Source organism: Klebsiella sp. 2019SCSN059 (assembly GCF_021739525.1).
Lineage (GTDB): Bacteria > Pseudomonadota > Gammaproteobacteria > Enterobacterales > Enterobacteriaceae > Klebsiella > Klebsiella quasipneumoniae.
This window is the reverse complement of record NZ_JAKKOM010000003.1, coordinates 225,585-237,205: the sequence shown is the minus strand read 5'-3', so window position 1 is coordinate 237,205 and position 11,621 is coordinate 225,585. Positions and strand designations below refer to the sequence as shown.

Sequence of the window (11,621 nt, the reverse complement as noted above, 5' to 3'; positions counted from 1 at the left end):
ATCATCCTTTTGTAATTAGTGGCGGCCGAAAACAGGACGTTTGCGGTCGAATGTCCAGCCGGGGATCAGGTACTGCATCGGGCCCGCGTCGTTGCGCGCGCCGCCCGGCAGCGCTTTATAGGCCTCATGGGCTCTGCGCACCTGCTCCCAGTCAAGTTCCACGCCGAGTCCCGGCGCGTCTGGCACGGCAATCTTGCCGTTAATAATCTGCAGCGGATTTTTGGTCAGGCGCGCGTCGCCTTCCTGCCAGATCCAGTGGGTGTCGATGGCGGTGGGATGACCCGGCGCGGCGGCGCCGACGTGGGTAAACATCGCCAGGGAAATATCAAAATGGTTGTTGGAATGGCAGCCCCAGGTAAGCCCCCAGTCGTCGCACAGCTGCGCCACTCGTACCGCGCCGGAGAGCGTCCAGAAGTGCGGGTCCGCCAGCGGAATATCGACGGCGTTGAGCATCACCGCATGACCCATCTCGCGCCAGTTGGTGGCGATCATATTGGTGGCGACCGGCAGCCCGGTGGCGCGGCGAAACTCGGCCATCACCTCCCGGCCGGAGAAGCCCTGCTCGGCGCCGCACGGATCTTCGGCGTAGGTCAGAACATCCTGCAGCCCTTTGCACAGGGCGATCGCCTCATCCAGCAGCCAGGCGCCGTTAGGATCGACGGTGATGCGCGCGTCCGGAAAGCGCTTTTTCAGCGCCCGGGCGGTGTCAATTTCCTGCTCGCCGGGCAGCACGCCGCCCTTCAGCTTAAAGTCTTTGAAACCGTAGCGATCCTGAGCGGCTTCCGCCATGCGCACCACCGCTTCGCTGCTCAGCGCCTGCTGGTGGCGCAGGCGATACCATTCGTGATCGCCCGGCGTATGGTCCAGATAACCCAGGTCGGTTTTCTGCCGATCGCCGATATAGAACAGGTAGCCCAGCACGGTGACGGCATCACGCTGCTTACCCGGGCCCAGCAGCTCGCAGACCGGCACATTGAGCACCTTGCCGAGCAGGTCGAGCAGCGCGGCCTCCAGCGCCGCTACCGCGTTGACTTTCAGTTCGAAGGTCCACGCCCCTTTGCCAAAGGTGTCGAAATCCGCCGCCTGATTGCCTTTGTGCACCTGCTGCACCACGCGATTGAGACGGGCGACCTCCTGACCTACCACCTGCGGGATCGCCGCCAGCAGCGTCTGGTAGATGACCTCTCCGCCAGGGGCTTCTCCCACGCCGGTGTTGCCGGCGTTATCGGTCAATACCACGATATTGCGGGTAAACCAGGCGTTGTGCGCCCCGCCGATGTTCAGCAGCATGCTGTCGTGCCCGGCCACCGGAATGACCTTCATCTCTGTAATAATCGGGCTGGATTGGGTAGTCATGATTAACGCCCCGCGACAGGTTTCAGTTCAATACGTTTGATGTCGCCCACCAGCACCAGGTAGCTCAGTACCGCCACCAGGGCATGAATGCCGACGTAAACCAGCGCCCCGTTGAACGAGCCGGTGGTGCCGACGATATAGCCGATAGCGATCGGGGTGACGATACCGGAGATATTGCCAAACATGTTGAACAGACCGCCGGAAAGACCGCTAATCTCTTTCGGCGCGGTATCCGCCATCACCGCCCAGCCAAGCGCGCCGATCCCTTTGCCGAAGAAGGCCATCGCCATAAAGCCAATCACCATCCACTCCACGTTGACATAGTTACACATCAGCATGGTCATGGAGAGCAGCATCCCCAGCACAATCGGCGTTTTGCGGGCAATGTTCAGCGAGCCGGTGCGGCGCATTAACCAGTCAGAGATCACCCCGCCCAGCACCCCGCCGACGAAGCCGCACACCGCCGGAATGGAGGCGACAAACCCCGCTTTAAGGATCGACATGCCGCGCGCCTGCACCAGGTAAACCGGGAACCAGGTGATAAAGAAGTAGGTCAGGGCGTTAATGCAGTACTGACCGATATAGATGCCGATCATCATCCGCGATCCGATCAGCTGCTTGATCTGCCCCATTTTGACGCTGAACGGCACCTTCTGCGCGCTGCTCTTTTGATCCATGTTGATCAGGGCGCCGCCTTCGGCGATATATTCCAGTTCCTTCTTGTTTACCCCCGGATGGTTGTTCGGATCGTGGATCACTTTCAGCCAGACAAAGCTAATCACAATCCCCAGGCCGCCCATAAAGAAGAAGACGTGCGACCAGCCCACCTCATGCGTCAGCCAGCCCATGATCGGCGCGAAGATAACGGTGGCAAAGTACTGGGCGGAGTTAAAGATCGCCACCGCCGTGCCGCGCTCCTGCGCCGGGAACCAAGCGGCCACGATACGGCTGTTACCCGGGAATGACGGCGATTCGGCCAGGCCAACGAGGAAGCGCAGGGTAAACAGCGCGACGATAATGCCAAAGCCGCTGAAGATGTCGACGAAGCCCTGCAGCAGGGTAAACATCGACCAGATGAAGATCGACCAGAAATAGACGCGCTTCGAACCGAAGCGGTCGAGCAGCCAGCCGCCCGGGATCTGGCCGATGACATAAGCCCATGAGAACGCGGAGAAGACATACCCCATTCCCACCGGATCAAGGCCGATATCTTTGGCCATTTCCGAACCGGCGATCGACAGCGTCGCCCGGTCGCCATAGTTAAAAGAGGTGACGATAAACAGCATCACCACTATCCAGTAGCGGGCGTTGGTGCGCTTTTCAGCCGCCGTCGCCGCCTGACTTAATGAACTCATTGTTGTACTCCTGAATCATAGCGTTTAGCTACGTTCATTCTGAACAGCACAACCTGTAGGGTAATCAGAATGACGTGGTCGTGTTTTGATAGTTGTCGTTATATCTGGCACTGCATTTATCACTGGCTGGAGCAGTATATGAAGAGGCACACCGCGGCTCACCGTGCATCTACACAGCTTTTACGCCGCTATTGCAGGTGGTTTATGGCGTATGCCTGAAAGAGTGGGGGGAAGTTCACGGAAATGAAAAACCAGCGCCGCGGGTGGTCAAAAGCGCAGCAATAAGAGCCGGAGTGTGAAATACCTCTCTTGACCCGGTGAAACCGGCTGGCTTAACCCATGATATTGCTAAGGATATTGTGCATTTGCCTGAAGGCGTGCCGTCCGGAAAGGGATACACTTTTGCTGTCCGCGTATCTGGCCGCGACATCTTGAAAGGGCGCCCTCTGCGTAGGGAGAGGGCAGCGCTTTTATTCCAGCAGGGTAGCCCACTGCTCAACCCATGGATTAGAGACGCTCTCCGGCTCCGGATCTTCGCTGGCGTCAATCTTCAGCATTTCGCCGATGCGCTTCGCGCCCTGCTCCTGCAGCAGTTGATCGAACTTCAGGCCTCCGCCGCAAAAGTTGGCGTAGGTGCTGTCGCCCAGCGCGATAATGCCGTAGCGCAGGTGAGGCTGATACATATCTTTAATGCCCTCATACAGCGGGACGATGCTGTCCGGCAGATCGCCCTGCCCGGTGGTGGAGGTGACCACCAGCACATACTTACCCGTGTAGGATTCCCAGTCGTTGACCTGCGGATCCTCATACACGGTAGCCTTGTGTCCCAGTCCGCTGAGGATCGCTTCCGCTTCTTCCGCGACCAGCAGCGAGTTGCCGTACATGGTGCCGACAAAAATTCCGACTTCCGCCATGCTATTATCTCCCTGGATTGACCTTATTCTCTTCATCCTGACCGCAGTCGTCGGCAAACTCAACCCTTTCATTTAGCGGGAGAAGCCCGCGCCAGCCAAACTGCGACAGCGCACGCATCCAGACGTCGTCAAAACCGGCGCGCAGGGTCAGCGGCTCACCGGTAAAGGGATGGGTTAACGACAGTTTGCTGGCGTGCAGCATCAGGCGGTGACAGCCGAAATGCTCCGCGGCGCTGCGGTTTTGCCGCAGATCGCCGTGCTTGCTGTCGCCGAGGATCGGATGACGGAGGTGGGCCAGATGGCGGCGCAGCTGGTGCTTGCGGCCGGTTTTCGGCTCCAGTTCCACCAGCCCGTAGCGGGTGGTGGGATAACGCCCGGTCGCCACCGGCATCTCCACCGTCGCCAGACCACGGTAATGGGTCACCGCCGGCTGCGGCCCTTTGTCTTCGCGGGCGAACTTATCGGCGATTTTATCCAGCTCTTCCACCAGCGGATAATCGAGCAGCGCCTCTTCCATCAGCCAGCCGCGGACGATCGCATGGTAGCGCTTCTGGATCTGATGCTGCTCGAACTGCTGCGCCAGCAGCCGCCCCGCCTCGCTTGACAGTCCCATGAGCAGGACGCCGGAGGTGGGCCGGTCGAGGCGATGGGCGGTAAAAACGTGCTGGCCGATCTGGTCGCGCACGGTCTGCATCACCACCACTTTCTCATCGCGATCGAGCCAGCTGCGATGCACCAGCCAGCCCGACGGTTTGTTGACCGCCACCAGCCAGTCGTCCTGGTAGATTATCTCCAGCATCAGGCCTGCTCACCGGCAAACAGCGCGTCCAGCAGCAGCAGCTCCGCCAGCATGGATTCGCGAACCGGGTGGGCTTGATCCAGCGCCATTTCGTAATACGGCGTAACGGCGAAATTTTGCGGCAGCGGCTGGCCGCTCTCCAGCAGCTGATACATACGCGGGATCAGGACCCACTGCAGCCACTCCAGCGGCTCCAGGGTATCCAGGCAAAACGGCTTATCGCTGGCGAAGGCGCTGCTGTCCGGCGCCGTCTCCTGCCAGTGCTCTGTTTCGCGCAGCAGGGCTTCAATGGCGCGCAGGCGATCGCGCACGCTATCGTCAAGAGTCATGGGGGAAACCTCGATGAGTTAAAAACCGGGCGCAGGATAGCAAATCCGCAGGAGAAATAAAAAAAGGGAGCACTGTATAAACAGTGCTCCCGGTTCGTTTTGCAGCATTCCCGCTACATTGGTGCTCCCTGCTCGTCCTTGAAAACTTTTCCTGAGGTCTCCTGACCATGTTCATCCATAAACTCGTGCATCCTGCTTTCACACCACCCCGATGCGAAATGACTTATCCTTAAGTTTGTCCCGATCTTCCAGATCCACCGTTCATCCTGAGCGGCTCTCATTCTCCATCCTGGAGGTGTCCATTACGCGATCCTGCGTTATCCTTGCTTCATCCTGAAGCCTGTCCTTGCAACGCCATCCTGGCGGGTCCTGCAGAAGCGCCATCATCCTGATGTTCGCTTCATTTCGCGACTTCCTGTCGACAGACATAGGATCACTGATTCTGCCTCTTCTTACAACCCTTCTTGAGACAATCTCTTAAGATTAGTCCCCACTCAAAAGGACGAAAAAATAAAAATCCAATTTAATACCAATAAGTTAATAAAAAAAGATTGGATTAAATTTGCCTTAAATGATGATGATCTCTTACAGGTTTTGTAAGAGATCTCTCACAAATGACCAGGCAGACTGGATTACAGAACCGGCTCAAGCTGGTTGAGGAAACCCGCAAGCGAGGGGGAAAGGGTGATGCGTTTGGCGGTGCCGAGGGTCTCTTTGACGACTTCACCGCTAAGATTACAGACGGAAATGACATCCAGTTCACTCTCGAGGGTGGCGATAAACAGCGTCGGCGCCAGCTTCAGCCGCTTCTGCACCACCAGATGCCCGATGAGGTTTTCCTGCACCCGCTGGAAATCCTCTTCACTCCAGGTCTGCAGCAGCGTTAGCGTTTCGCCGGCAAACCGGCCGGTCATATCGCCGGCAAACTGAGTGGTATAATAAGAATGAAGCGGCTGTTGTACCACAATATCCAGGGCGCGTTCAACCGCGCTGATATTTTGCGCCAGCGAAAACGGCTGCGGCTGCCAGAACACGGCCTCGCCCTGGGTGTCGACGACGCAAGGCGACGGGACGCCATAAAGCTCTTCACTGCGCGGCAGGCTGTGGCGCTGCTGCTGCCAGGCGGCGCAATAACGTTGGGTAAAAGCATGCAGCGCTTCTGCGGTCTGATGGTCCACCGGTTTCTCTCTTCACGTTAGACAGGATACACTGGGGTCATAGTGTACCCGCTTTACTATGGTGAAACATGTCTTCTTACGATAATCATCAGGCGCTGGCCGGCCTGACGCTCGGTAAATCAACCGATTACCGCGATACCTATGACGCCTCGCTGCTGCAGGGCGTTCCGCGCAGCCTTAATCGCGACCCGCTTGGCCTGCATGCCGACAACCTGCCGTTTCACGGCGCCGATATCTGGACGCTGTACGAACTCTCCTGGCTGAACGGCAAAGGCCTGCCGCAGGTGGCCGTCGGCCACGTCGAACTGCCCGACACCAGCGTCAATCTGGTGGAGTCAAAAAGCTTTAAGCTTTATCTCAACAGCTTTAACCAGACGCGTTTCGCCAGCTGGCAGGAGGTGGAAGAGACGCTGACCCGCGATCTGAGCGCCTGCGCCCAGGGCGAGGTCAAGGTCTCGCTGTATCGGCTGGATGAACTGGAAGGCCAGCCGATTGCTCACCTCCACGGCGCCTGCATCGACGATCAGGATATCGAGATCGATAACTATCAGTTCAGCGCCGACTACCTGCAGGGCGCCGCCAGCGGCAAAATCGTGGAAGAGACGCTGGTCAGCCATCTGCTGAAGTCCAACTGCCTGATCACCCACCAGCCGGACTGGGGCTCGGTGCAGATCCAGTATCGTGGGGCGAAGATCGACCGCGAGCAGCTCCTGCGCTATCTGGTCTCGTTCCGCCACCATAACGAATTCCATGAGCAGTGCGTCGAGCGCATCTTTAACGATATTCTCCGTTTCTGCCAGCCGGAATCGCTTTCCGTTTACGCCCGCTATACGCGACGCGGCGGTCTGGATATTAACCCCTGGCGCAGTAACGGCGACTTTTCCCCTGCCACCGGCCGCCTCGCCCGACAATAATAAACATTTTCACAATTTGCGTGCGTTTAGACGCGCGCAAGGTTGTGGAAACGCCGCTCGCAGGGCTATTGTAATCACAGGAAGACCATAAGCGTCCTGTAAGGAGTTCACTTGATTACACATGTTAGCCCGCTTGGTTCAATGGATATGCTGTCGCAGCTGGAAGTGGATATGCTTAAGCGCACCGCCAGCAGCGATCTGTATCAACTCTTTCGCAACTGCTCGCTTGCTGTGCTCAACTCGGGGAGCCTGACCGATAACAGCAAGGAGCTTCTGTCCCGTTTTGAAAATTTCGATATTAACGTGCTGCGTCGCGAACGCGGCGTGAAGCTGGAACTGATCAACCCGCCGGAAGAGGCCTTCGTTGACGGGCGCATTATTCGTTCCCTGCAGGCCAACCTGTTTGCCGTGCTGCGCGATATCCTGTTCGTGTACGGCCAGATCCACAATACCGTTCGCTTCCCGAACCTCGATCTCGAAAGTTCGGTCCATATCACCAACCTGGTGTTCTCGATCCTGCGCAACGCCCGCGCGCTGCACGTCGGCGAAGCGCCGAACATGATCGTCTGTTGGGGCGGCCACTCGATCAACGAAAACGAATACCTCTACGCCCGCCGCGTCGGTACGCAGCTGGGACTGCGGGAACTCAACATCTGCACCGGCTGCGGGCCTGGCGCAATGGAAGCGCCGATGAAAGGCGCCGCCGTCGGCCACGCGCAGCAGCGCTACAAAGACAGCCGCTTTATCGGCATGACCGAACCGTCCATTATCGCTGCGGAACCGCCAAACCCGCTGGTCAATGAACTGATCATCATGCCGGACATCGAAAAGCGTCTGGAGGCCTTCGTGCGCATCGCCCACGGGATCATCATCTTCCCGGGCGGCGTCGGCACCGCCGAAGAGCTGCTTTACCTGCTGGGTATTCTGATGCATCCGGATAACAAAGCGCAGGTGCTGCCGCTGATCCTCACCGGACCGAAAGAGAGCGCTGACTACTTCCGCGTGCTGGACGAATTTATCACCCATACTCTGGGCGAATCCGCCCGTCGCCACTACCGGATCATCATCGACGACCCGGCGGAAGTGGCGCGGCAGATGAAAAAAGCGATGCCGCTGGTGAAAGAGAGCCGTCGCGAGACCGACGACGCCTACAGCTTCAACTGGTCGATTCGTATCTCGCCGGACCTGCAGATGCCGTTTGATCCGACCCATGAAAACATGGCCAACCTCAAACTCTCCCCGGACCAGCCGGTGGAAGTGCTGGCCGCCGACCTGCGCCGCGCCTTCTCCGGCATTGTCGCGGGTAACGTCAAAGAGGTGGGCATCCAGGCCATCGAGCATTACGGTCCTTATAAGCTGCACGGCGACCCGGAGATGATGCGCCGCATGGACGATCTGCTGCAGGGCTTCGTCGCCCAGCACCGCATGAAGCTCCCGGGCGGCACCGCCTATATTCCCTGCTACGAAATCATCGCCTGATTTCCGTCCCGCCGGGGCAGCGCCTGTTGCCCCGGCGGGCACGCTTTCTCTGACTTCCAAAACGCGCTAAAAAACTTTCGGTTACTCATCAAACAGCTAAATTATTTTTACATAGCCAATCGTTTGCGTTGGTAAAAACTGCGACAATTATCACTGCAAAAAATGGTTTTAAGCGCAAAAACGTCGACCACTTCTCTTTTTTACAGTAAATCCCTCGTTATTACGCCACCCAGCTTTTATCTCATATGCTGCAAATGGTAGCCTGCGCGCCACAAATCGCTGGCTGATCACCAGAAACAGGCTGTTGGACTAAAAATACGCACATTGAAAGTGGATTATTGCATTTGAGATCGCGATCACTGATGCATAAACCATATAAATGTATCTTTCCGGCCCAATTATTACGGAGAAAATTTCTAAAAAAACCGTAATTAAACGAATTTCGTGTTACGCAATTGTATTTGTTCATTAGATTTTGTTGATTCCTCCAGGAGATACAGATGGAAACCACTCAAACCAGCACCATCGTTTCGGGCGAAACCCGCAGCGGATGGCGTAAAACCGACACCATGTGGATGCTGGGCCTGTACGGTACAGCGATCGGCGCGGGCGTCTTGTTCCTGCCGATCAACGCCGGCGTCGGCGGCATGATCCCCCTGATTATCATGGCGATTCTGGCCTTCCCGATGACCTTCTTCGCCCACCGCGGTATGACGCGCTTCGTGCTCTCCGGCAAAAACCCGGGCGAAGACATCACTGAAGTGGTTGAAGAACACTTCGGCGTAGGCGCAGGTAAGCTGATTACCCTGCTCTACTTCTTCGCTATCTACCCAATCCTGTTGGTCTACAGCGTGGCGATCACCAATACCGTCGAAAGCTTCATGGCGCACCAGCTGCACATGACGCCGCCGCCGCGCGCGATTCTGTCGCTGATCCTGATCGTCGGCATGATGACCATCGTGCGTTTCGGCGAGCAGATGATCGTGAAAGCGATGAGCATTCTGGTGTTTCCGTTCGTTATCGCCCTGATGATTCTGGCGCTGTACCTGATCCCGCAGTGGAACGGCGCGGCGCTGGAGACCCTCTCCCTGAGCGGCGCCTCCGTCACCGGCAACGGCCTGCTGATGACCCTGTGGCTGGCGATCCCGGTCATGGTCTTCTCTTTCAACCACTCGCCGATCATCTCCTCCTTCGCGGTTGCCAAGCGTGAAGAGTACGGCGAAGGCGCCGAGAAAAAATGCTCCAGCATCCTGGCTCGCGCTCATATCATGATGGTGCTGACCGTGATGTTCTTCGTCTTCAGCTGCGTCCTGAGCCTCTCTCCGGCAGACCTGGCGGCGGCGAAAGAGCAGAACATCTCGATTCTGTCTTACCTGGCGAACCACTTTAACGCGCCAATCATTGCCTGGATGGCGCCGATCATCGCGATGATCGCCATCACCAAATCCTTCCTCGGCCACTACCTGGGCGCCCGCGAAGGCTTTAACGGCATGGTGATTAAGTCCCTGCGCGGTAAAGGCAAATCTATCGAAATCAACAAACTGAACAAGCTGACCGCGCTGTTCATGCTGGTGACCACCTGGATTGTCGCGACGTTGAACCCGAGCATCCTCGGCATGATCGAGACCCTTGGCGGCCCGATTATCGCGATGATCCTGTTCCTGATGCCGATGTACGCGATTCAGAAAGTGCCGGCGATGCGTAAATACAGCGGCCACGTCAGCAACGTCTTCGTGGTAATTATGGGTCTGATTGCCATCTCCGCGATCTTCTACTCGCTGTTCAGCTAATTCAGTCAACACCTCCCCCCGCGCCGCTGAACGGCGGCGCGCTTTCCGACAGCACGGGAATACATATGATCAGCGTATTCGATATCTTTAAAATCGGCATTGGCCCTTCCAGCTCCCATACCGTTGGACCGATGAAAGCGGGCAAACAATTCACTGACGACCTGATCGCGCGCGGCCTGCTGGCCGAGGTGACCAAAGTGGTCGTCGATGTCTACGGCTCCCTCTCCCTGACCGGTAAAGGCCACCATACCGATATCGCGATTATCATGGGGCTCGCCGGCAACCTGCCGGACACCGTCGACATCGACGCTATCCCTGGCTTTATTCAGGACGTTAACACCCATGGTCGCCTGATGCTGGCCAACGGCCAGCACGAAGTGGACTTCCCGGTCGATCAGTGCATGAATTTCCATGCCGACAACCTGTCGCTGCATGAGAACGGCATGCGCATCACCGCCCTGGCCGGCGACCAGGCGCTCTACAGCCAGACGTACTACTCCATCGGCGGCGGCTTTATCGTCGATGAAGCGCACTTCGGCCAGACCACCGACGCGCCGGTGGCCGTTCCTTATCCTTATAAAAACGCCGCCGACCTGCAGCGTCACTGCCGCGAAACCGGGCTGTCGCTCTCCGGCCTGATGATGCAGAACGAACTGGCGCTGCACAGTAAAGAGGCGCTGGAGCAACACTTCGCCGCGGTGTGGGAAGTGATGAGCGCCGGTATTGAGCGCGGCATCACCACCGAAGGCGTCCTGCCGGGCAAACTGCGCGTTCCGCGCCGGGCTGCCGCGCTGCGCCGCATGCTGGTGAGCCAGGACACCACCAACAGCGACCCGATGGCGGTGGTCGACTGGATCAATATGTTCGCCCTCGCGGTGAACGAAGAGAACGCCGCCGGCGGCCGGGTGGTGACGGCGCCGACCAACGGCGCCTGCGGTATCGTGCCGGCAGTGCTGGCCTATTACGACAAGTTTATCCGCAAGGTGAACAGCAACTCCCTGGCGCGCTATATGCTGGTGGCCAGCGCGATTGGTTCGCTCTATAAGATGAACGCCTCGATCTCCGGCGCCGAAGTGGGCTGCCAGGGTGAAGTGGGCGTCGCCTGCTCGATGGCGGCGGCCGGTCTGGCTGAACTGCTGGGCGGCAGCCCGGGCCAGGTGTGCATCGCGGCAGAGATCGCCATGGAGCACAACCTCGGTCTGACCTGCGACCCTGTCGCCGGCCAGGTGCAGGTGCCGTGCATCGAACGCAACGCTATCGCCGCCGTGAAAGCGGTCAACGCCGCGCGAATGGCGCTGCGCCGGACCAGCGAGCCGCGCGTCTGCCTCGATAAAGTCATTGAGACCATGTACGAAACCGGCAAAGACATGAACGCCAAGTACCGGGAAACCTCTCGCGGGGGGCTGGCGATGAAGATTGTCGCCTGCGATTAACCTGCTGGCCCGCCGCGCGTCGCCGCGGCGGGCCTGCTTTTGACCGGAATCCTGCCTGATTTGCGAGTGTGATT

Annotated in this window: 10 protein-coding genes; 4 read left to right on the top strand and 6 right to left on the bottom strand. The window is 58.1% G+C overall.

Features of this window, described 5'->3' with window-relative positions; translation table 11 throughout:
• Positions 1 to 15: 15 nt before the first annotated feature.
• The 6 genes from L2I46_RS05740 to syd all read right to left on the bottom strand — a co-directional run bounded on the left by L2I46_RS05740 (position 16) and on the right by syd (position 5,931).
• Positions 16 to 1,356 (bottom strand): glucarate dehydratase family protein, encoded by a 1,341-nt coding sequence (locus L2I46_RS05740; protein WP_236947611.1) that lies wholly within the window; start codon positions 1,354 to 1,356, stop codon positions 16 to 18.
• A 2-nt stretch (positions 1,357 to 1,358) separates the two neighbouring features.
• On the bottom strand, positions 1,359 to 2,711 hold the full coding sequence (locus tag L2I46_RS05735; protein WP_023290835.1) for an MFS transporter: 1,353 nt from the start codon (positions 2,709 to 2,711) through the stop codon (positions 1,359 to 1,361).
• A 470-nt stretch (positions 2,712 to 3,181) separates the two neighbouring features.
• Complete coding sequence (locus L2I46_RS05730) at positions 3,182 to 3,625, bottom strand: flavodoxin (protein ID WP_004205560.1); 444 nt, start codon at positions 3,623 to 3,625, stop codon at positions 3,182 to 3,184.
• Between the two features lie 4 nt (positions 3,626 to 3,629).
• The gene (gene truC / locus L2I46_RS05725; RefSeq protein WP_085551560.1) at positions 3,630 to 4,424 is read right to left on the bottom strand and encodes a tRNA pseudouridine(65) synthase TruC; all 795 of its coding nucleotides are present in this window, start codon (positions 4,422 to 4,424) and stop codon (positions 3,630 to 3,632) included.
• Positions 4,424 to 4,753, bottom strand: coding sequence for a YqcC family protein (locus tag L2I46_RS05720; RefSeq protein WP_032453918.1), 330 nt, complete (start codon positions 4,751 to 4,753; stop codon positions 4,424 to 4,426). Before L2I46_RS05720 ends, truC begins: the two co-directional genes overlap by 1 nt.
• 632 nt (positions 4,754 to 5,385) lie before the next feature.
• The gene (gene syd, locus L2I46_RS05715; protein WP_023290838.1) at positions 5,386 to 5,931 is read right to left on the bottom strand and encodes a SecY-interacting protein; all 546 of its coding nucleotides are present in this window, start codon (positions 5,929 to 5,931) and stop codon (positions 5,386 to 5,388) included.
• A gap of 68 nt (positions 5,932 to 5,999) precedes the next feature.
• Here syd and queF point away from each other — a divergent pair, with 68 nt between their 5' ends.
• The 4 genes from queF (at position 6,000) to L2I46_RS05695 (ending at position 11,547) form a co-directional block, all read left to right on the top strand.
• Entirely contained in the window at positions 6,000 to 6,845 is an 846-nt protein-coding gene (gene queF / locus L2I46_RS05710; protein WP_023290839.1) for an NADPH-dependent 7-cyano-7-deazaguanine reductase QueF, read from the top strand.
• 111 nt (positions 6,846 to 6,956) lie between these two features.
• The gene (ppnN, locus tag L2I46_RS05705) at positions 6,957 to 8,324 is read left to right on the top strand and encodes a nucleotide 5'-monophosphate nucleosidase PpnN (RefSeq protein WP_236947610.1); all 1,368 of its coding nucleotides are present in this window, start codon (positions 6,957 to 6,959) and stop codon (positions 8,322 to 8,324) included.
• Positions 8,325 to 8,824: 500 nt separating this feature from the next.
• Positions 8,825 to 10,114 (top strand): HAAAP family serine/threonine permease, encoded by a 1,290-nt coding sequence (locus L2I46_RS05700; RefSeq protein WP_023290841.1) that lies wholly within the window; start codon positions 8,825 to 8,827, stop codon positions 10,112 to 10,114.
• 65 nt (positions 10,115 to 10,179) lie between these two features.
• Entirely contained in the window at positions 10,180 to 11,547 is a 1,368-nt protein-coding gene (locus tag L2I46_RS05695) for an L-serine ammonia-lyase (RefSeq protein ID WP_044524543.1), read from the top strand.
• The last annotated feature ends 74 nt before the right edge of the window (positions 11,548 to 11,621 follow it).